Here is a 21,307-nt window from a genome sequence, read left to right on the forward strand (position 1 = left end):
TTACTTGTTCCGTTTGATATGGCGGATCAGGCGCTTGCGTTTTTCCTGTTGGCGTTCGGTCAGCACGTTCTTTTTGCCCTCGTAGGGGTTGTCGCTGTCCTTGAACACGAAGCGGATCGGCGTGCCGACCAGCTTGAAGCGCTTGCGGAAGAAGTTCTCGAGATAGCGCCGGTAGCTGTCCGGCAGCGTGCGCAGGCGGTTGCCGTGCACGATGAAGGTCGGCGGGTTGCTGTCGCCCGGGTGTCCGTATTTCAGTTTGGCCACATGACCGCGCACCACCGGCGGCGGAAACGTGGCGACCGCGATTTCGACCGCCTTGGTCACCTCGGCGGTGCTGAAGCTGCGGGTGGCGCTGGCGTAGGCCTTGTGGATGGCCTTGAACAGTTCGGCCATGCCGGTGCCGTGCTTGGCCGAGATGGTCACGATCGGCGCCCAAGTGCAGAACGACAGCTTGCGGTCGAGCAGGGCTTTGGTCTGCTCGCGCTGATAGGCGCTCTGGTTGTCCCACTTGTTGACCGCGATGACCAGCGCCCTGCCCGCCTCCAGCACATGGCCGAGCACGGTGGCGTCCTGCTCGGTCACGCCTTCGCCGGCGTCCAGCAGCACCACGGCCACCTGGCAGTCCTGGATCGACTGCAGGGTCTTGAACACCGAGAACTTCTCGACCGCTTCCTCGACCCGGCCGCGGCGGCGCAGGCCGGCGGTGTCGATCAGCCGGTAATGCGTGCCGTCGCGCTCCAGATCGACGCTGATCGAGTCGCGTGTGGTGCCGGGCACGTCGGAGGCGATGACGCGCTCCTCGCCCAACAGGCGGTTGACCAAGGTCGATTTGCCCACGTTCGGGCGGCCGATGAAGGCCAGTCGCAGGGCGCCATCGTCTTCCTCCGGCTCGGCCGGCGCCTGTTCCGGCAACAGCTGCAGCACCAGGGCCAACAGCTCGGGTACGCCGCGTTGGTGCGCGGCGGAAATCGGCAGCACATGCTTGAAGCCGAAATCGGCGAATTCGTGGATGGCGTCGCCGGTGTTCTTGCCGTCGGTCTTGTTGATGACCAGCACCATCGGCTTGTTCAGCCGGCGCAGGCCTTTCAGGATTTCATGATCCAGCACGTCGGGGCCGGATTTGGCGTCGACGATGAACAGGATGACCGCCGCTTCGGCGGCCGCCTGCCAGCTCTGGCGCGAGGTCGCGCCGGCCAGGCCTTCGTCCTCACCGGATACGCCGCCGGTATCGCAGACGATGAACGGCCGCGTCGGTTCCAGACGGCAGTAGCCGTAGTGGCGGTCGCGGGTCACTCCCGGCTCGTCGTGCACCAGGGCGTCGCGGGTCCGGGTCAGGCCGTTGAACAGAGTGGACTTGCCGACGTTCGGCCGGCCCACCAAGGCCACCATATCGAGCATCTTATTGCGCCAATCCGAACGCGGTGACTTTGCCGTCGACGCTCTGCACGTACACGATGCCGTCATCGGACACCACCGGACTGCCGGCCACGCCTTTGCCGGCGCTGGCGCGGCCCTTGATGTCGCCGGTCGCGGCGTCCAGCCAATGCACATAGCCTTCGGCGTCGGCGGTCACGATGTAGGCGCCCTGCACCACCGGTGTAGTTAGGCCGCGGCGCGCCATCGCCGATTGCTTCCACAGATCCGATCCGCTGTTGCGGTCGAAGGCCCAGACGTTGCTGTCGCGGTCGCTGACCACCACCCGATCGCCGAGCAGGGCGATGCCGGCATAGCCGCCGACTTCGCGCACCCAGATCGGCTGGCCGTTGCCGACCGACAGCGCCATGGTCGAATTGCGGTAGGAGGTCGCGAACACTTCGCGGTCGCCGACCTGGATCTCGCCGTCGATGTCGGCCATGCGCTCCAGTTCGTTGCGGCCGTCCGGCTTGGCGACCAGCTGTTCCCACACGCGCTGGCCATCCTGTTGGCGCAGGGCGATCAGGCTGCCGTCTTCATAGCCGAGCAGGATGATGCCCGGGCCGAGCACCGGCGCGCTGTTGCCGCGCACGCTCAGGCTCGGCATGCCGCGGTCGAACTGCCAGCGTTTTTCGCCGGTCGACAGGTCGAGGCCGAACACCTTGCCGTCGTTGGCGCGCACCACCACGGTATCGAAGGTCACCAGCGGCGCGCTGATCACCGAGGAGCTGACCATGGTCTTCCACAGCACCGAGCCGTCGGCGGCGTTGAACGCGAACACCTCGCCGTTGCGGCCGCCGAGCGCGACCAGGCCCGAATACACGGCCGGGCCGCCGGTCAGCGCGAACGGCTGTGCGCTCTTCTTCCAGAACTTCCAGCCCTTGCCGTCGGCGGCTTCCTTGTTGGGGTTGGCTTTCCACTTGATCTTGCCGGTGGCGCGGTCGATGGCCACCAACTGGTTGGCCGAGTCGGCGGCGAACAGCATGTCGTTCTCGATCGCCGGCTTCTGGCGCACAGCCAGCGCGCCCTCGCCCTGTCCGATCGACACCGACCACAGACGCTTGACCGCGATCGGTTCGGCGATGGCGGTCAACTTGCTCGGTGCCACGGCTTTTTCCTTGTCGCTTTTCAGCAGGCCGGTGATCGAAGACAGTGTGGAGCAACCGGCCAGCAGGAGCATGCCGGCGCCGAGGGCGATGAGTTTACGGGACATCAGCGGATCTCCTGGGATTGTTCGGCGCTGCCGCCGGCATCAGTCAGTTTCATTTCGATCAGGCCGCGCGAGGCGGCGTTGGCATCGAGCGCGGTCAGGGCCGTGCGGTAGTGCGCAGCCGCCTCCTCGCGCTTGCCGGCGGCCGCGGCCAAGTCGCCTTTGATCTCGGCCAGACTGGCAGGATAGGCGGTGCCGGCGATGCCGGCCGCGGTCTTCGCCGCGCCTGCCGTGTCGCCCTGCGCCATCTGCAGTTGGGCTTTGCGCACCTGCGCCAGTTCGCGCGCCGCATCGTCGCGTGCCAGCGTCGCGGCCTGGTCGATTGCCGCCAACGCCTCTTTCGTCTTGCCCTGCTGCTGTTGCAGCTTGGCCAGGCGCAACGCCGCCAGGAAGGCGAAGTCGGAATCGGCGTAGTTCGCGATCAGGCCGTTGCCGAGCGCGACGGCCTTGGCCGCATCCGGTTTTTCGACCGCGGCGACGAAAGTCTGGTATTGGTTGACGGCCTCGTGCGTCTGACGGCCTTCACGGCCCTGCCACCAATGCCAGCCGGAAACGGCGGCGACCGCCAGCAGCAGGCCGGTCAGCAGATTGGAGCCGTTGTTAATCAGCCATTTCTTGACGCGTTCGCTCTGTTCGTGTTCGTCGTATTGGTCGGACATGGGGACTGGTTCTTATCTCGTTGTGCAGGGATGGTTAAGCGTGGTGTTCAGGGCGTGATGCCGACCGGCCGGCCATCGGCGCCGACGCTGAAGCGCGCCACGTCGTTGTTGACCACGTCGGTCAGATCGCGGCGCTCGCCGGCGATGGACACTTCGGCGCTGCTGGCGTTGCCCAAAGTGATTCTACCGGCTTTGTCGAGGGCGTGACGGAATTCCTGGCCGGCCGGAATCAATCCGCTGTACAGCACGCTGTTGTCGACGCCGCGGATTTCGACCCAGCTCTCGCGGCTGTTGCGCAACTGCAGTTCGACCGCCATCGATACGGCCGGCAGCGGAGTGGCGGACGTCCGGCTCTGGCCGGGAATCGCGACCGCTGGCGCGGCAACCGGCACGGTCGTCGCGGAATCGGCGGGTGCCGGTGCGGCGGCGGTGACCAAGGCGTCCAGCGATACCGACTCGGCCGGCTGTTGGCGCAGGCTCAGGTAAGCGACCAGGGCCGCCAGCAGCAGGATGCTCAGGCCGGCCAGCAGCCACTTGGAAGACGACGCGGCCGGTTCGACCCGAGCGGCGGTGATGGTCTTCAACGCCGGCGCGGCGTTGATGTTGGGGATTTCGTCGCGGATCGCTTCATCGAGTCCCAGCAGGCGGATGTAGCCGGTGATATAGCTCTTGGCGTAAATCGGCGCGCCCAGCTTCTCCCACTGTTCGGACTCGATGGCCTCGACCAGATGCGCGCTGAACTTCAGGCGTTTGGCCACGTCTTCCGGACTCAACCCCATCTGTTCCCGGCGCGCCCTGAACAGGCTGCCGACCGGTTCCTTGAAAAGCGGATTCTGAATGGGATCCATGGCGTTCTCAGTGCGTTTGGGTTGTGCTGGGGATGGTGTTTTTCAGCTTGAAGGTGGCTTGGCGGCGCGTCTTGTCCATCACCTGCCCTTTCAGTTGGCCGCACGCGGCGTCGATGTCGTCGCCGCGGGTGCGGCGGACCATGGTTAGGACACCGGCATCGAGCAGAAGTTTCTGGAAGGCGCGGATTTCGGTCTCGCCGCTACGCTCGAAGCGGGTGCCGGGGAACGGGTTGAACGGAATCAGGTTGACCTTGGCGGCGTCCGCGTACTGCATGCGGTTGCTGAACTGGCGCATCAGCCGGGCCAGCTCGCGGGCGGTGGCCGGGCTGTCGTTGACGCCTTTCATCAGCGTGTATTCGAAGGTGATCGACTCGCCCTTCTTGCGCTTGCCGAGGTAGCGCACGCAGGCCTCCATCAGCTCGGCGACCGGGTATTTCTTGTTGAGCGGCACCAGCTCGGTGCGCAGCGCGTCGTTCGGGGCATGCAGCGACACCGCCAAGGAGACGTCGGCCTCGTCGCCCAACCGGTCGATCATCGGCACCAGGCCGGCGGTCGACAGCGTGACGCGCTTGTTGGCCAGGCCGAAGCCGAGGTCGTCGCGCATCAGGCTCATGGCCCGCACCACGTTGTCGAAGTTGAGCAGCGGCTCGCCCATGCCCATCATCACCACGTTGGTCAGCTTGCGCTGCTGGTGGGTCTTGTTGCCCAGATGCTTGGACGCGATCCAGACCTGGCCGATGATCTCGGCGGTCGACAGGTTGCGGTTGAAGCCCTGGGTCGCGGTCGAGCAGAACTGGCAGTTCAGGCCGCAGCCGACCTGGCTGGACACGCACAGCGTGCCGCGGCCCTTGTCGGGGATGAACACGGTTTCGATGGCGTTGGACTGGTCCATGCCCAACAGCCATTTATGGGTACCGTCCGCCGAGGGCTTGTCGAAGTGCACGCTCGGCGGGCGGATTTCGGCGCGCGCTTCCAGCTTGGCGCGCAGGGCCTTGCCGACGTCGGTCATCTGGCCGAAGTCGGTGACGTGCTGATGGTAGATCCACTTCATGATCTGGTGCGCGCGGAAACGCTTCTCGCCGAGTTCCTCGGCGAAGAAGCGCTCCAGGCCGTCACGATCCAGGTCGAGCAGATTGGTTTTCGGCACGTCGGTCATCACTGGGTCAGCGGGCGCTGACTTCCGTGGCGGCGAAGAAGTAGGCGATTTCGATCGCGGCGTTCTCCAGGCTGTCGGAACCATGCACGGCGTTGGCGTCGATCGATTCGGCGAAATCGGCGCGGATGGTGCCCGGGGCGGCGTCCTTCGGGTTGGTGGCGCCCATCAGTTCGCGGTTCTTCAGCACGGCGTTCTCGCCTTCCAGCACCTGGATCATCACCGGACCGGAAATCATGAACTCGACCAGGGCGTTGAAGAACGGACGCTCGCGGTGCACGGCGTAGAAGCCCTCGGCTTCCTTGCGCGACAGGTGCTTCATCTTGGCGGCGACGACCTTCAGGCCGGCGGCCTCGAAACGGGAATAGATCTGGCCGATGACGTTCTTGGCGACGGCGTCGGGCTTGATGATGGAAATGGTGCGTTCGATGGCCATGGGACAACTCCGGACTTTAAGGGTGGATTAAAGAGCCGATTTTAGCATTTTTTACCCGCCTCCGCCGGATTCCGGCACCGAAAACGGATCGACTATTTGATGGAAATTCAAACGGCTACGATGTCCTCTTGACCCTGCCTGCGAACAAGCATACGATTGAAACAATCGTTTAATTCCAACGACGGAGCGCTATGACCAGCCACTTCAACACCAAAGAGCGCATTCTGCACGCCGCCGAAGACCTGTTCGCGCAGCACGGCTTCGCCGGCACTTCGCTGCGGCAGGTCACTTCCCGCGCCGACGTCAACATCGCGGCGGTCAATTACCACTTCGGTTCCAAGGAAAACCTGGTCAACGAGGTGTTCAAGCACCGGATGGACGACATGAGCGAAAAACGCCTGTCGGCGCTGGCCAAGGCGGTCGAGAACGACCCGAACGACCTCGAGGGCATCCTGTTGGCCTTCATCCAGCCGGCATTGGCGCTGACGCTTGACCGCCACGGCGGCGCCTTCGTGCGCGTGCTGGCCCGCGCCTACGCCGAAAAGAACGACGGACTGCGCAACTTCCTGTCCGAGAACTACGGCCAGGTGCTGCGCGAATTCGCCAAAGCCATCGCCCACTGCCTGCCGCAGCTCAGCAAGGAAGAACTGTACTGGCGGATGGACTTCGTGGCCGGGGCGCTGACCTACGCCATGGCCGACTTCGGCCTGATCAAGCGCCAGAACGGCGTCAGCGAGAAGGCGCACTGCGAAAAAGCCGCCCAACACCTCATCCGTTTCGCCAAAGCCGGGCTTCAGGCCTGATCCAGGAGATTTCCATGTCCGTTTACCGTTTCAAGAAAGCCGCCGTGCTCGGCGCCGGCGTCATGGGCGCGCAGATCGCCGCCCACCTGGCCAACGCCGGCGTGCCGGTGCTGTTGTTCGACCTACCGGCCGAAGGCGCCGACAAGAACGCCATCGTCAACAAGGCCGTCGCCAACCTCGGCAAGCTCTCGCCCACGCCGTTGGCGCTCAAATCGGTGGCGCAGCAGATCGTGCCGGCCAACTACGACGAAAACCTCGAGTCGCTGCGCGACTGCGACCTGATCATCGAAGCCATCGCCGAGCGCCTGGATTGGAAGAAGGCGCTGTACGCCAAGATCCTGCCGTTCGTGGCGCCGACCGCCATCCTGGCCTCGAACACCTCGGGCCTGTCGATCAACGCCTTGGCCGAGGTGCTGGACGAATCCCTGCACCACCGCTTCTGCGGCCTGCACTTCTTCAACCCGCCGCGCTACATGCATCTGGTCGAACTGATTCCCTGCGCCCGCACCGACGAACCCGTGCTGACCGCGTTGGAAACATTCCTGACCAGCACCTTGGGCAAAGGCGTGGTGTACGCCAAGGACACCCCGAACTTCATCGGCAACCGCATCGGCGTGTTCTCGATCTTGTCGATCCTGCACCACACGGCGCAGTTCAAGATGGGCTTTGACGACGTCGATGCGCTGACCGGCCCGCTGATCGGTCGTCCGAAATCAGCGACCTACCGCACCTGCGACGTGGTCGGCCTGGACACCATGGCGCACGTGATCAAGACCATGGCCGACACCCTGCCGGCCGATCCGTGGCACACCTATTTCAAGACCCCGGAATTCCTGCAGCGGCTGATCGACGCCAAGGCGCTCGGCCAGAAGACCGGCGCCGGCATCTTCAAGAAAGTCGGCAAGGACATCCACGTGCTCGATGTGGCCGCCGGCGACTACCGTCCGAGCGCAGCCCAGGTGGCGCCGGAGGTGCTGGCCATCCTGAAAGATAAAAATCCGCAGAGCAAGTTCAAGGCCTTGCGCGCATCGGCGCATCCGCAGGCGCAGTTCCTGTGGGCCTGTTTCCGCGACCTGTTCCACTACTGCGCCTTCCACCTCGGCGACATCGCCGCCAGCGCGCGTGAATTGGACTTCGCCATCCGCTGGGGCTACGGCTGGCAGATGGGCCCGCTGGAAACCTGGCAGGCCGCCGACTGGAAGCAGATCGCCGCCTGGATCGCCGAGGACATCGCGGCCGGCAAGGCGATGAGCTCGGCCGCCCTGCCCGCGTGGGTCGATGCCATCGCCGGCGTGCACGGTCCGGACGGCAGCTACAGCGCCGCCGAAGACCGTTTCCTGCCGCGCTCGGGCAATCCGGTGTACGCGCGCCAGCGCTTCCCGGACCCGCTGCTCGGCGAACGCTTCGCGCCCGGCGAAACCGCGTATGAGGACGATTCGGTACGCCTGTGGCACGACGGCGACGGCATCGGCGTGCTCAGCTTCAAGTCGAAGATGAACACCATCGGCGACGGCGTGTTGGCCGGCGTGCAGAAGGCGATCGACATCGCCGAACGGCAATTCCAAGGGCTGGTGATCTGGCAGAGCAAGGAGCCGTTCTCGGCCGGCGCCGATCTGGCCGGCGCCTTGGCGTCGCTGCAGGAAGGACGCATCGACGACTTCCGCGCCATGATCGCGCAGTTCCAGGCCACCAGCCAACGCATCAAGTACGCGCAGATCCCGGTGGTCGCCGCCGTGCGCGGCATGGCGCTGGGCGGCGGCTGCGAATTCCAGATGCACGCGGCGCGCAGCGTGTTCGCGCTGGAAAGCTACATCGGTCTGGTCGAAGTCGGCGTCGGCCTGTTGCCAGCCGGCGGCGGCCTGAAGGAAATCGCGGTGCGCGTCGGCATGAACCCGCCCAACGGCGACGTGCACGCCGGCCTGAAACCGTACTTCGAGGCGGTGGCGATGGCCAAGGTCTCCGGCTCGGCGCTGGAAGCCAAGGAACTCAAGCTCGCCCGCGAATCCGACGTGGTGGTGTTCAACGCCTACGAGCTGCTGCACGTGGCCAAGGCCCAGGCCCGCGCCATGGCCGAGTCGGCCTACCGTCCGCCGATGCCGCCGAAGGCGGTGCCGGTGGCCGGCCGCATCGGCATCGCCACCTTCAAGATGATGCTGGTGAACATGCAGGCCGGCGGCTTCATCTCCGAGCACGACATGGAGATCGCGACCCGCATCGCCACCGTGCTGTGCGGCGGCGATGTCGACCGCGGCACGCTGGTCGACGAGGACTGGCTGCTGGCGCTGGAACGCGAGCATTTCGTGGCCTTGGCGCAGATGCCCAAGACCCAGGAACGCATCGCCCACATGCTCAAGACCGGCAAGCCGCTGCGCAACTAATCCAGGACATCCCCATGAAAACCATACAAGAAGCCTATATCGTCGCCGCCACCCGTACGCCGGTGGCCAAGGCCCCGCGCGGCGCCTTCAAGAACGCGCACCCGGCCGACCTGCTGGCGCACGTGTTGAAAGCCGTGGTCGCCCAGGCCCCGGGCATCGATCCGACCCGCATCGACGACGTCATCGTCGGCTGCGCCATGCCGGAGGGCGAACAGGGCATGAACGTGGCGCGCATCGGCGCCCTGCTCGCCGGTCTGCCGCAATCGGTGTCGGCGCAGACCGTCAACCGCTTCTGCTCCTCCGGCCTGCAGGCCGTGGCGCTGGCCGCCGACCGCATCCGTCTCGGCGAAGCCGATTTGATGCTCGCCGCCGGCACCGAGTCGATGAGCATGGTGCCGATGATGGGCAACAAGATCGCCATGGCGCCGTCGGTGTTCGAGAACGAGCACGTGGCCATCGCCTACGGCATGGGCATCACCGCCGAGAACGTGGCGTCGCAATGGAACGTCTCGCGCGAGGACCAGGACGCGTTCGCCTTCGCCTCCCATCAAAAGGCGCTGGCGGCCACCGCGGCCGGCCATTTCGCCGCCGAGATCTCGCCGTATGAGGTCGTCGCCCGCGGCGCCGACTTGGCCGGCGGCCGCATCATCACCCGCGCCAAAACCTTGGCCATCGATGAAGGCCCGCGCGCCGACACCAGCGCCGAAGGTCTGGCCAAGCTCAAGCCCGTGTTCAAGGCCCGCGGCTCGGTGACCGCCGGCAACAGCTCGCAGATGTCGGACGGTGCCGGTGCGGTGCTGCTGGCCTCGGCCCAGGCGGTGAAGGATTACGGCCTGACGCCGATCGCCCGTTTCGTCAGCTTCTCGGTGGCCGGCGTGGCGCCGGAAATCATGGGTATCGGTCCGATCGCCGCCATCCCGAAGGCGCTCAAGCAGGCCGGCCTGAACCAGGACCAGCTGGATTGGATCGAGCTGAACGAGGCCTTCGCGGCCCAGGCCTTGGCCGTGATCCGCGACTGCGGTTTGGATCCGGCCAAGGTCAATCCGAACGGCGGCGCCATCGCGCTCGGCCATCCGCTCGGCGCCACCGGCGCCATCCGTACCGCCACCTTGGTGCACAACCTGAAACGCACCGGCGGCACCTACGGCATGGTCACCATGTGCATCGGCACCGGCATGGGCGCGGCCGGCATCTTCGAATCGCTATAAGCAACAACAGCCACCCAAAAAAAACACCGCCGGATGGCGGTGTTTTTTTGTCCATGCGGAACCGGCTCAGTGCTGGTGGCCGCCCTCGCCGTGCACGTGGCCGTGCGCCTGCTCTTCGGCGCTGGCTTCGCGCACCGAGACGATCTCGACCGCGAAGAACAGGTCCTGGCCGGCCAACGGGTGGTTGCCGTCCACGGTCACGGTGGTTTCGTCCACGGCGGTGACGGTGACGGTCATGCCGCCCTGCGGGGTCTGCGCGGTGAACTGCATGCCCGGCTCGATGTCATCGACGCCTTGGAAGGCTTCGCGCGGCACCTGCTGGATCATGAACTCGTGGCGCTCGCCGTAACCTTCGGCGGCCGGCACCTGCACGTCCATCTTGTCGCCGACGGCCTTGCCGACCAGCGCGTTTTCCAGGCCCGGCACGATCTGGCCGACGCCGTGCAGATAGGTCAGCGGCGCGTTGCCCTGCGAGCTGTCGATGACGTTGCCGTCCTTGTCGGTCAGGGTGTAGTGGAAGCTGACCACGCTGTTGTCGGAGATTTGCATCGGGAATTCCTTTATGGGTTGAAAACAAAAACCCCGACGGATCGGGGTTTTGTAAAGACTATGACGTCTTTGGGATTACATCGCTTGGACTTCGTCGGCTTGCATGCCTTTTTGGCCTTTCACCAGCTTGAAGGTGACCTTTTGGCCTTCCTTCAGCGATTTGAAGCCGTTGCCCTGGATCGAGCGGAAGTGCACGAACACATCTTCGCCGCTTTCCGGGGTGATGAAGCCGAAGCCCTTGGCGTCGTTGAACCACTTGACGGTACCGACTTGACGATCAGACATAGTATTGCTCCTAGGTAAACAAAGAAAACCTCCCCCTTGCGGAGAAAGACTGTTTTGCTAGGAATACCGCGATGTTACGATGAAGCGGACCGCTAAAATCTACCGCATCGGGCCACAAGCCACATTTGGCCCTGAGCAAAATCAGTACCTGCACTATACACGGGTTTGCGGATAATGCAATTAAAAGCTTGATTTTCCTTGGACTTGATTACGGTCAATAGCGGCCATCCGGCAAAGACCGTATCATGTGCGCAGCGAAAAGCGCGCTCCGCGCGCCGAAAAAACAAGCTATCTTATTGATCCGGAAGCCTTTCATGAGTTCTGCCTACATCAAGGAAACCGTCCTGGACGTGCGCCACTGGACTGAACAGTACTTCAGTTTCACCGTGGCCCGCGACGACGGGTTCCGTTTCGAGAACGGCCAGTTCGTCATGATCGGCCTGGAAGTGGACGGCAAACCGCTGGTGCGCGCCTACTCCATCGCCAGCGCCAACTGGGAAGAGCACCTGGAGTTCTTCAGCATCAAGGTGCCGGACGGCCCGTTGACCTCGCGCCTGCAACATATCCAGCCCGGCGATACGCTGCTGATCAGCCGCAAGCCGACCGGCACGCTGTTGATCAGCGACGTGCATCCGGGCAAGGTGCTGTACCTGCTGTCCACCGGCACCGGTCTGGCGCCGTTCCTCTCGATCGTGAAGGATCCGGAAACCTACGAGCGCTTCGAGCAGGTGGTAGTGGTGCACGGCGTGCGCTACGTCAAGGATCTGGCCTACGCCGACTACTTCCGCAACGAGCTGCCGCGCCACGAATACCTCGGCGAACAGGTCTCGCGCCAGCTGCATTACGTGCCGGTGGTGTCGCGCGAACCGTTCGCGCTGCACGGCCGCGCCACCACCTTGCTGGAGAACGGCGAGATTCCGCGCCTCCTCGGCTTCCCGGAACTGAATCCGGAAACCGACCGCGCCATGATCTGCGGCAGCCCCGGCATGCTGGCCGATTTCCGCCGCATCCTGGACGCCCGCGGATTCCAGTCATCCAGCCGCATCGGGCAGCCCGGCCACTACGTGTTCGAACGCGCGTTCGTCGAGAAATGACGGGCAAAAACGCGCGGAATCGGGCATAATATCGGGCTGACGAAACCCCGTTCCGTCCGTCTTTCCCCCTACTTCAGGAGCCCCCCATGTCCGACTCCTTCGCCACGCGCGACCAACTGTCCGTCAACGGCCAGACCTACACCATCTTCAGCCTCGACAAGCTCGGCCAGCGCTACGACATCAGCCGCCTGCCGTACTCGATGAAGATCCTGCTGGAGAACCTGCTGCGCTGCGAAGACGGCGTGTCGGTGACCAAGTCCTCGATCGAAGCCGTGGCCCAGTGGGACGCCAAGAAGGAACCGGATACCGAAATCGCCTTCATGCCGGCGCGCGTGGTGCTGCAGGACTTCACCGGCGTGCCCTGCGTGGTCGACCTGGCCGCCATGCGCGACGCCGTGGTCAAGCTCGGCGGCTCGGCCGCCAACATCAATCCGCTGATTCCGTCCGAACTGGTCATCGACCACTCGGTGCAGGTCGATTCCTTCGGCAAGGCCAGCTCGCTGGACGAGAACGGCCAGATCGAATTCGCCCGCAACGGCGAACGCTACAGCTTCCTGCGCTGGGGCCAGAAGGCCTTCAACAACTTCAAGGTCGTTCCGCCGAACACCGGCATCGTGCACCAGGTGAACCTCGAGAACCTGGCCCGCGTGGTGGTCGAACGCGACATCGACGGCGTGCGCTACGCCTTCCCGGACAGCGTGTTCGGCACCGACTCGCACACCACCATGATCAACGGCATCGGTGTGCTGGGTTGGGGCGTCGGCGGCATCGAGGCCGAAGCGGCCATGCTCGGCCAGCCGAGCTCGATGTTGATTCCGCAGGTGGTCGGCTTCAAGCTGACCGGCAAGCTGCCGGAAGGCGCCACCGCCACCGACCTGGTACTGACCGTGACCCAGATGCTTCGCAAGCACGGCGTGGTCGGCAAGTTCGTCGAGTTCTTCGGCGACGGCTTGGACCATCTACCGCTGGCCGACCGTGCCACCATCGCCAACATGGCCCCGGAATACGGTGCCACCTGCGGCATCTTCCCGATCGACGGCGAGTCGCTGAACTACCTGCGACTGTCGGGCCGCGACGAGGCGCTGATCGCGCTGGTCGAAGCCTATGCCAAGGCCCAGGGCCTGTGGCGCACCGACGCCGAAGCCGAGTACAGCGCCGTGCTGCACCTGGACATGGCCGAGGTCAAGCCGTCGCTGGCCGGCCCGAAGCGTCCGCAGGACCGCGTGCTGCTGACCGACATGAAGGACAACGCCAATACCGCGCTGGCCGCGTTCGCCGAGGCCCGCGCCAAGAAGAACGCCGACGCCACCGGCGCGGTCAAGGCGGTCATCAACGGCAGCGAAACCGAGATGAAGGACGGCGCAGTGGTCATCGCGGCCATCACTTCCTGCACCAACACCTCCAACCCGGCGGTGATGCTGGGCGCCGGTCTGTTGGCGCGCAAGGCCGCCGCTCGCGGCCTGAAGCCGGCGCCGTGGGTGAAGACCTCGCTCGGCCCGGGCTCGCTGGTGGTCACCGACTACCTGAAGAAGGCCGATGTCCTGAAGGATCTGGAATCGATGGGCTTCTTCGTGGTCGGTTACGGCTGCACCACCTGCATCGGCAACTCCGGCCCGCTGCCGGAAGACGTGTCCAAGGCCATCGCCGCCGGCGACCTGACCGTGGCCTCGGTGCTGTCGGGCAACCGCAACTTCGAAGGCCGCGTGCACGCCGAAGTGAAGATGAACTACTTGGCCTCGCCGCCGCTGGTGGTGGCCTACGCCTTGGCCGGCACCGTCAACATCGACCTCAGCCGCGAACCGCTGGGCAAGGACGCCGACGGCAAGGACGTGTTCCTCAAGGACATCTGGCCGAGCAACCAGGAGATCAGCGACGCCATCGCCGCCTCGATCGGCCCGGACATGTTTAAGAAGAACTACGCCGACGTGTTCAAGGGCGATTCGCGCTGGAACCAGATCGCCTCGCCGGAAGGCGAAAGCTTCGCCTGGAGCGACGCCTCGACCTATATCAAGAACCCGCCGTACTTCGACGGCATGACCATGTCGGTCGGCAGCATCGACGACATCCACGGCGCGCGCGTGCTCGGCCTGTTCGGCGACTCGATCACCACCGACCACATCTCGCCGGCCGGCAACATCAAGGCCAGCTCGCCGGCCGGCCAGTACCTGCAGGCGCGCGGCGTCAAGCCGGTCGACTTCAACTCCTACGGTTCGCGCCGCGGCAACGACGACGTGATGGTGCGCGGCACTTTCGCCAACATCCGCATCAAAAACCTGATGCTGGGCGGCGAGGAAGGCGGCAACACCATCCACTACCCGTCGAACGACAAACTCGCCATCTACGACGCCGCCATGCGCTACAAGGCCGAGGGCGTGCCGCTGGTGGTGATCGCCGGCAAGGAATACGGCACCGGCTCCTCGCGCGACTGGGCCGCCAAGGGCACCACCCTGCTGGGCGTGAAGGCCGTGATCGCCGAGAGCTTCGAGCGCATCCACCGCTCGAACCTGGTCGGCATGGGTGTGCTGCCGCTGCAGTTCCTGGACGGCGAGAGCGCCGCTTCGCACGGCCTGAAGGGCGACGAGCGCTTCGCCGTCACCGGCCTGCAGGACGGCGCCGGCAAGATCGCCGACGTCACCGCGACCTCGCCGGACGGCTCGGTCAAGGCGTTCAAGGCCAAGGTGCTGCTGCTGACCCCGAAGGAAGTCGAGTACTTCCGCCACGGCGGCATCCTGCACTACGTGCTGCGCCAGCTGGCATCGCGCAAAGCCGCCTGATCGGCCCGCGCGAAGGGACGGTGAAAAAGCGGCTTCGGCCGCTTTTTCATTGGCCGCAAGGCTTGTCAGCACCTAGAGCTTATGCTCCAATGGACATACCTTCGCGTATCCACGGTTTCCATGAGCACGACACATCCCTGGTTGAGCAGCTACGCCCCGAACACACCCCACGAAATCGACCTCGACCAGTTCCCGTCGATCGTTTCGGTGCTGGAACAGGCCATCCGCAAGTTCGGCGACCGCCCGGCGTTCAGCAATTTCGGCAAGACCCTGACTTACCATGAAATCGACGAACTCAGCGCCGCGTTCGCCAACTACCTGATTCACGAGCTCGGCCTGAAGAAAGGCGAGCGCGTGGCCATCATGCTGCCGAACCTGCTGCAGTACCCGATCGCGCTGTTCGGCGTGCTGCGCGCCGGCCTCACCGTGGTCAACACCAACCCGCTGTACACCCACCGCGAGCTCAAGCACCAACTAATCGACTCCGGCGCGACCGTGCTGCTGGTGCTTGAGAACTTCGCGCATGTGGCGCAGGACGTGGTGGCCGAGACCAAGGTCGGCCAGGTGATCACCACCACCATCGGCGAGATGCTGGGTCCGAAGGGCTATCTGATCGATTTCGTGCTGAAGTACGTGAAACAGCAGGTGCCGCACTTCGAGCTGCCGGGCGCGATCCCCTTCAAGCAGACGCTGAAGCTCGGCGCCAGGCACACCCTGCCGGCGGTCAGCATCCAGCCGCAGGAAATCGCCTTCCTGCAGTACACCGGCGGCACCACCGGCGTGTCCAAGGGCGCCATGCTGACCCACCGCAACCTGGTGGCCAACATGCAGCAGAGCTCGGCCTGGCTGGGCCACGGCATCAAAGAGGGTGAGGAGGTCATCATCACCGCCCTGCCGCTGTACCACATCTTCGCGCTCACCGCGAACTGCCTGGTGTTCATGAAGTTCGGCGGCCTGAACTACCTGATCACCAATCCGCGCGACATGCGCGGCTTCGTCAAGGAACTGGCCAAGAGCAACTTCACCGCCATTACCGGCGTCAACACCCTGTTCAACGGCCTGTTGCATACGCCCGGCTTCGACAAGCTCGATTTCAGCCGCATGCGCTTCACTTTGGGCGGCGGCATGGCGGTGCAGCGCGCCGTGGCCGAAAAATGGAAGCAGGTCACCGGCGTGACCCTGGTCGAGGCTTACGGCCTGACCGAAACCTCGCCGGCCGCCTGCATCAATCCGATGGACCTCAAAGAGTTCAACGGCGCCATCGGTCTGCCGATTCCTTCGACCGCCTGCTGCATCAAGGATGATGCCGGCAACATGCTGCCGCAGGGCGAAATCGGCGAACTGTGCATCAAGGGCCCGCAGGTGATGCTGGGCTACTGGCAGCGTCCGGACGAAACCGCCAAGGTCATCGACGCCGCCGGCTGGCTGCACACCGGCGACATCGCCAAGATGGACGAGAAGGGCTTCTTCTACATCGTCGACCGCAAGAAGGACATGATCCTGGTGTCCGGCTTCAACGTGTTCCCGAACGAGGTCGAGGACGTGGTGGCCGCCATGCCGGGCGTGCTCGAGGTCGCCGCCGTCGGCGTGCCGGACGAGAAGTCCGGCGAGGCGGTCAAACTGGTGGTGGTGCGCAAGGACCCGAACCTGACCGCCGACGCCATCCGCCATTTCTGCCATGACGAACTGACCGGCTACAAGCGTCCGAAATACATCGAGTTCCGCAACGAGCTGCCGAAGACCAACGTCGGCAAGATCCTGCGTCGCGAGCTGCGCGAAAGCGCCAAGACGGACTGAACATGGCCATGCCGCGCAACGCCCGTTTCCGGGTCGTCGGCACCCTGCTCGGCCTGTGCACGGCGCTCGTGTTCAAGGATGCGGTCAGCGCCATGGCCGGGAACTCCTTCTTCCTGGCGCTGGTGTTCCTGGGCGGCAGCGGCGCCATCGTAGGTACGCTGTTCGACAACCGGGCCGGCAAACCGCGCGAATAGCGCATCCTCTTGCCACGCAATGCAAAGGGCGCCGATGGGCGCCCTTTGCGTTTATCGAAGCAATCCAGCGTCAGTCGTGCACCGGCCGCATGTACGGGAACAGCAGCACGTCGCGAATCGAGCTGGAGCCGGTCAGCAGCATCACCAGACGGTCGATGCCGACGCCCAGTCCGCCGGTGGGCGGCAGACCGACCTCGAGCGCGCGGATGTAGTCGGCGTCGAAGTGCATGGCCTCGTCGTCGCCGCCCTCCTTCTGCGCCACCTGTTCGGCGAAGCGCGCGGCCTGGTCTTCGGCGTCGTTGAGCTCGGAGAAGCCGTTGGCGATCTCCCTGCCTCCGACGAACAGCTCGAAGCGGTCGGTCAAGCCGGCGTCGTCGTCGTTGGCGCGCGCCAGCGGGCTGACTTCGGTCGGGTGCTGGGTGATGAAGGTCGGCTGGATCAGGGTGTGCTCCACCGTCTTCTCGAACACCTCCAGCAGCAGCTTGCCCCAGCCGTAGGACGGCTTGATGCGGATGCCGAGCGCCCGGCAGTGGCCGCGCATGGCCTCGAGGTCGCGGATGTGCTCGGGCCGTATCTGCGGGTTGTGCTCCAGCACGGCATCGGTCATGGTCCAGCGCCGGAACGGCTTTGACAGGTCGATGTCGTTGCCGTCCCAGTGCGCCTGCAGGTCCGGCAGCACCTTTTCGGCGGCGGCGCGGATCATGCCTTCGGTCAGGTCCATGATCTCGTTGTAGGTGGCATAGGCCTCGTACAGCTCGAGCATGGTGAACTCGGGGTTGTGCCGGGTCGACACGCCCTCGTTGCGGAAGTTGCGGTTGATCTCGTAGATGCGCTCCAGGCCGCCCACGGTCAGGCGCTTCAGGTACAGCTCGGGCGCCACGCGCAGGTACAGGTCGAGCCCGAGCGCGTTGTGGTGGGTGGTGAACGGCTTGGCCGTGGCGCCGCCGGGGATGTAATGCATCATCGGCGTCTCCACTTCCAGGAAGCGGCGCGAGTCCAGCCAGTTGCGCAGCGCCGAGACCACCTGCGAGCGCTTGATGAACACCTCGCGCGCCTCCGGCGTCACGATCAGGTCGACGTAGCGCTGACGATAACGCTGCTCGACGTCGGACAGGCCGTGCCATTTGTCCGGCAGCGGGCGCAGCGACTTGGTCAGCAGACGCAGGCTTTCGCCTTTCACCGAGAGCTCGCCGGTCTTGGTGCGGGTCAGCGTGCCGGTGACGCCGAGGATGTCGCCGATGTCCCAGTGCTTGAACGCCTCGTAGGACTCGCCCAGGTCGGCCGCGGACAAATACAGCTGGATGCGGCCGGACATGTCCTGCAGTTGGGCGAAGCTGGCCTTGCCCATCACCCGCTTGGCCATCAGCCGGCCGGCGATCTGCACGCCGCGGCCGAGTTCCTGCAGGCTTTCCGTGCTCCAGCGCTCCTTGTCGGCGTATTCGGCCTGCAGGTCCTGCGCGTAGTCGGCGCGCACAAAATCGTTCGGGAAGGCGATGCCTTTTTCGCGCAGGGCCTTGAGCTTGGCGCGGCGCTCGGCGATCAGCTGGTTCTCGTCCTGCGGCAGGTCGTTGACGGTGTCGTTCATGGCTGTGCTCAGTTGGTCCGGCCGGAGCCGGCGGTCAGGCCCGCCTTCAGGCTGGCTTCGACGAATTCGTCGAGGTCGCCATCCAGCACTTTCTGGGTATCGGTGCGTTCGACGCCGGTGCGCAGATCCTTGATCCGGCTCTGGTCGAGCACGTAGCTGCGGATCTGGCTGCCCCAGCCGATGTCGGATTTGGTCGCTTCCAGCGCGTCCTTCTCCGAGTTGCGCTTCATCAGCTCGAGCTCGTACAGCTTGGCCTTCAGCATCTTCATGGCGCGGTCGCGGTTGCCGTGCTGCGAACGTTCGATCTGGCAGGCGACCACGGTATTGGTCGGGATATGCGTGATGCGCACCGCCGATTCGGTCTTGTTGACGTGCTGGCCGCCGGCGCCGGACGAGCGGTAGACGTCGGTCCGGAGGTCGGCCGGATTGATTTCGATCTCGATGTTGTCGTCCACTTCCGGACTGACGAACACCGAGCAGAACGAGGTGTGCCGGCGGTTGTCGGAATCGAACGGCGATTTGCGCACCAGCCGGTGCACGCCGATCTCGGTCTTCAGCCAGCCGTAGGCGTATTCGCCCTCGACCCGGAAGGTGGCGCTCTTGATGCCGGCCACGTCGCCGTCGGAGGCCTCCATCAGCTCGGTCTTCCAGCCGCGCGACTCGCAGAAACGCAGGTACATGCGCAACAGGATTTCGGCCCAGTCCTGGGCCTCGGTGCCGCCGGCGCCGGACTGGATGTCGACGAAGCAGTTGGCATGGTCCTGCTCGCCGGAGAACATGCGGCGGAACTCGAGCTTGCCGACGCGCTCGGCGATCTTCTCGACGTCGCCGGTGATCGACTCGACCATCGATTCGTCGTCTTCCATCTCGGCCAGTTCGAGGTATTCCAGCGCTTCGGACAGTCCGTCCAGCGTGCCGCGGATTTCGGACACGGTCTTGTCGAGGCTGGCGCGCTCCTTGCCTAGCGCCAGCGCCTTATCCGGCTCGTTCCAGATTTCGGGACTTTCCAGCTCCCGGTTCACTTCTTCCAGACGCTCGACCTTGTTGTCGAAGTCAAAGATACCCCCTGAGCGAAGACACACGCTCTTGCAATTCGGCGATGCGGTTGCGGATCGGATTCAGTTCCATAAATTCCAGCTAAAACACCAGGATAATCAGCCTGCCATTGTAGCAGAGCCGGGCCTCAGACGGGCTCCAGATGACGGATCAGACACTGCACGCCGCGGCGCTCGCGCCAGTCGTTGGTCTGCAGTTCATACACGGCGTGGATGCGTTCCGGCGGCGGCCGGCCGGCATAACCGCCGAACTGGATGGCCTCGATGGCCCGGCTGGAGCCAGGCAACGCCAACTGCAGCTTCAGATGCCGCTCCTTGAGCACCCGCCACTCCAGCACGTGGAACGCATTGTCGAACAACGGCGGCGGAAAGCCCTGACCCCACGGCCCCGCGGCCTGCAGCAATAGTGCGGTGTCGCGCTCGAGCTCGTGTTCGGCCAAGGCGCCGTCGCTCCAGAGCACGCCCTGCAGGCTTTCGGGCTCGATCCACGCCCGCGCCAAGGCCTGGAACGCGGCGCGAAAATCCGGCAGATGACCGGCCGGCAGGCTGAGGCCGGCCGCCATGGCGTGGCCGCCGAAGCGTGAAATCAGGCCCGGATGCAGGGCATCGATGTGCGCCAGGGCGTCGCGGATGTGGAAGCCGGGAATCGAACGTGCCGAGCCGCGCAGTTCCTCGCTGCCCGGTTCGCTCGGCGCGAACACCAAGGCCGGCCGGTGCCGGCTGTCCTTCACCCGCGAAGCCACCAGGCCGATGATGCCCGGATGCCAATGCGGCTGGAACAGCAGTACGGCCGGTCCGGCGTCGGTATCGTCATCGCCTATCGTTGCCAACGCCTGCTCCGCCTCCTGCAACATGTCCTGCTGCAGTTCCTGCCGCTCCTGGTTGATGGCATGCAGGGATTCGGCCAGGTCCATGGCCCGTGTCTCGTCATCGGCCAACAGGCATTCGATGCCGAGCGCCATGTCTTCCAAGCGGCCGGCGGCGTTGATTTTCGGACCGATGCGGAAACCGATGTCGGTCTCGGTGAGTTTCGCCAGATCCAGGCCGCCGAGCGCCGCCAAGGCCCGCACGCCGGGCTGGCAGCGTCCTTGGCGGATGCGCGCCAGGCCGGCGCGCACCAGCCGCCGGTTGTTGGCGTCGAGCTTGACCATGTCGGCGACCGTGCCGATGGCGACCAGATCCAGCAGACTCGACAGATCGGCATCCATGCCCGGCAAGCCGTGCTCGCGCAACCGGCGACGCACCGCCAGCAGCAGGTAGAACATCACCCCGACGCCGGCCAGAGCTTTGCTGGCGAACGGACAGCCCGACTGGTTCGGATTGACGATGGCATCGGCATCCGGCAACTGCTCACCCGGCAGGTGGTGGTCTGTGACCAACACTTTCCAGCCGAGCGCCTTGGCGCGCGCCACGCCCGGCAGGCAGGCGATGCCGCTATCGACCGTGACGACCAGATCGGGACTCGACGGAATCAGCTCGTCCACCAGGCCCGGCGTCAGGCCGTAGCCGTGCAGAACCCGATGCGGCACCTTGAAGCCCACCTGACGCGCCCCCAGCATCGACAGGCCGCGCACCGCCAAGGCGGCGCCGGTGGCGCCGTCGCAGTCGAAATCGCCGACCACCACGATCCGCCGGTCGTTGCCGATGGCATCCAGCAGCAGATCGACGGCCGTATCCAGCCCGCGCAAGCCATCCGGCGGCAACAGATGCGCCAGGGCCAAATCGGCCTCCTCCGGCGACTGCAGGCCGCGAGCCGCGTACAGACGGCTCAGCAACGGCGAGGCATGCAATGCGGGAACGGCCTCGGGCAACGGGCGGCGGCTGATCTTCGGGATGTACGGCATGCATCCATTGTACCGCCGCGGA

General features: G+C 65.0%; 18 protein-coding genes. 7 read left to right on the forward strand and 11 right to left on the reverse strand.

The genetic code is table 11. The features are described from left to right. From der to ndk, 6 genes are read right to left on the reverse strand one after another with little or no spacing between them, the layout of a single operon-like run. Positions 1-1,398, reverse strand: a complete 1,398-nt coding sequence (gene der, locus IEV56_RS00320) for a ribosome biogenesis GTPase Der (protein ID WP_188446524.1) — start codon at positions 1,396-1,398, stop codon at positions 1-3. Between the two features lies 1 nt (position 1,399). Continuing rightward, positions 1,400-2,626, reverse strand: coding sequence for an outer membrane protein assembly factor BamB (gene bamB / locus IEV56_RS00325; protein WP_188446526.1), 1,227 nt, complete (start codon positions 2,624-2,626; stop codon positions 1,400-1,402). After that, positions 2,626-3,282, reverse strand: coding sequence for a YfgM family protein (locus IEV56_RS00330; protein WP_188446528.1), 657 nt, complete (start codon positions 3,280-3,282; stop codon positions 2,626-2,628). Before IEV56_RS00330 ends, bamB begins: the two co-directional genes overlap by 1 nt. A 47-nt stretch (positions 3,283-3,329) precedes the next feature. Next, on the reverse strand, positions 3,330-4,130 hold the full coding sequence (locus IEV56_RS00335; protein WP_188446530.1) for a helix-turn-helix domain-containing protein: 801 nt from the start codon (positions 4,128-4,130) through the stop codon (positions 3,330-3,332). A 7-nt stretch (positions 4,131-4,137) separates the two neighbouring features. Further along, complete coding sequence (gene rlmN, locus IEV56_RS00340) at positions 4,138-5,286, reverse strand: dual-specificity RNA methyltransferase RlmN (protein WP_188446532.1); 1,149 nt, start codon at positions 5,284-5,286, stop codon at positions 4,138-4,140. A 7-nt stretch (positions 5,287-5,293) separates the two neighbouring features. Further along, positions 5,294-5,719 (reverse strand): nucleoside-diphosphate kinase, encoded by a 426-nt coding sequence (gene ndk / locus IEV56_RS00345; protein ID WP_188446534.1) that lies wholly within the window; start codon positions 5,717-5,719, stop codon positions 5,294-5,296. A gap of 191 nt (positions 5,720-5,910) precedes the next feature. Between ndk and IEV56_RS00350 the strand changes: the two genes are divergently transcribed. From IEV56_RS00350 to IEV56_RS00360, 3 genes are read left to right on the forward strand one after another with little or no spacing between them, the layout of a single operon-like run. Continuing rightward, positions 5,911-6,522: a TetR/AcrR family transcriptional regulator gene (locus tag IEV56_RS00350; RefSeq protein WP_188446536.1), complete on the forward strand. Its 612-nt coding sequence runs from the start codon at positions 5,911-5,913 to the stop codon at positions 6,520-6,522. 14 nt (positions 6,523-6,536) lie between these two features. Then, positions 6,537-8,900, forward strand: a complete 2,364-nt coding sequence (locus tag IEV56_RS00355) for a 3-hydroxyacyl-CoA dehydrogenase/enoyl-CoA hydratase family protein (RefSeq protein ID WP_188446538.1) — start codon at positions 6,537-6,539, stop codon at positions 8,898-8,900. Positions 8,901-8,914: 14 nt separating this feature from the next. After that, positions 8,915-10,108, forward strand: coding sequence for an acetyl-CoA C-acyltransferase (locus IEV56_RS00360; protein ID WP_188446540.1), 1,194 nt, complete (start codon positions 8,915-8,917; stop codon positions 10,106-10,108). Between the two features lie 66 nt (positions 10,109-10,174). Here the strand turns inward: IEV56_RS00360 and slyD are convergent, their stop codons facing one another. Both slyD and IEV56_RS00370 read right to left on the reverse strand, forming a co-directional pair. Next, positions 10,175-10,657, reverse strand: coding sequence for a peptidylprolyl isomerase (gene slyD, locus IEV56_RS00365; RefSeq protein ID WP_188446542.1), 483 nt, complete (start codon positions 10,655-10,657; stop codon positions 10,175-10,177). A gap of 75 nt (positions 10,658-10,732) precedes the next feature. Further along, positions 10,733-10,942, reverse strand: coding sequence for a cold-shock protein (locus IEV56_RS00370; protein WP_188446544.1), 210 nt, complete (start codon positions 10,940-10,942; stop codon positions 10,733-10,735). Positions 10,943-11,256: 314 nt separating this feature from the next. Here IEV56_RS00370 and IEV56_RS00375 point away from each other — a divergent pair, with 314 nt between their 5' ends. The 4 genes from IEV56_RS00375 (at position 11,257) to IEV56_RS00390 (ending at position 16,801) form a co-directional block, all read left to right on the forward strand. Continuing rightward, positions 11,257-12,036 (forward strand): ferredoxin--NADP reductase, encoded by a 780-nt coding sequence (locus IEV56_RS00375; protein WP_188446546.1) that lies wholly within the window; start codon positions 11,257-11,259, stop codon positions 12,034-12,036. A gap of 86 nt (positions 12,037-12,122) precedes the next feature. Further along, entirely contained in the window at positions 12,123-14,810 is a 2,688-nt protein-coding gene (acnA, locus tag IEV56_RS00380; protein ID WP_188446549.1) for an aconitate hydratase AcnA, read from the forward strand. A 120-nt stretch (positions 14,811-14,930) separates the two neighbouring features. Then, positions 14,931-16,607 (forward strand): AMP-binding protein, encoded by a 1,677-nt coding sequence (locus IEV56_RS00385; protein WP_188446551.1) that lies wholly within the window; start codon positions 14,931-14,933, stop codon positions 16,605-16,607. A 2-nt stretch (positions 16,608-16,609) separates the two neighbouring features. Beyond that, positions 16,610-16,801, forward strand: a complete 192-nt coding sequence (locus IEV56_RS00390; protein WP_188446553.1) for a hypothetical protein — start codon at positions 16,610-16,612, stop codon at positions 16,799-16,801. Positions 16,802-16,871: 70 nt separating this feature from the next. Here the strand turns inward: IEV56_RS00390 and lysS are convergent, their stop codons facing one another. From lysS to recJ, 3 genes are all read right to left on the reverse strand, one after another. Then, positions 16,872-18,386: a lysine--tRNA ligase gene (gene lysS / locus IEV56_RS00395; RefSeq protein WP_188446555.1), complete on the reverse strand. Its 1,515-nt coding sequence runs from the start codon at positions 18,384-18,386 to the stop codon at positions 16,872-16,874. Between the two features lie 8 nt (positions 18,387-18,394). Continuing rightward, positions 18,395-19,514, reverse strand: a protein-coding gene (prfB, locus tag IEV56_RS00400) for a peptide chain release factor 2 (protein ID WP_188446557.1) whose coding sequence is annotated in 2 segments (ribosomal slippage) — positions 18,395-19,441 and positions 19,443-19,514 — 1,119 coding nt in all. Because the reading frame shifts where the segments join, the coding sequence is not laid out codon by codon here. 55 nt (positions 19,515-19,569) lie between these two features. Then, positions 19,570-21,285: a single-stranded-DNA-specific exonuclease RecJ gene (gene recJ / locus IEV56_RS00405; RefSeq protein WP_188446559.1), complete on the reverse strand. Its 1,716-nt coding sequence runs from the start codon at positions 21,283-21,285 to the stop codon at positions 19,570-19,572. Positions 21,286-21,307 lie beyond the last annotated feature (22 nt).

The organism is Arenimonas maotaiensis (assembly GCF_014638745.1).
Taxonomy (GTDB): Bacteria; Pseudomonadota; Gammaproteobacteria; order Xanthomonadales; family Xanthomonadaceae; genus Arenimonas; species Arenimonas maotaiensis.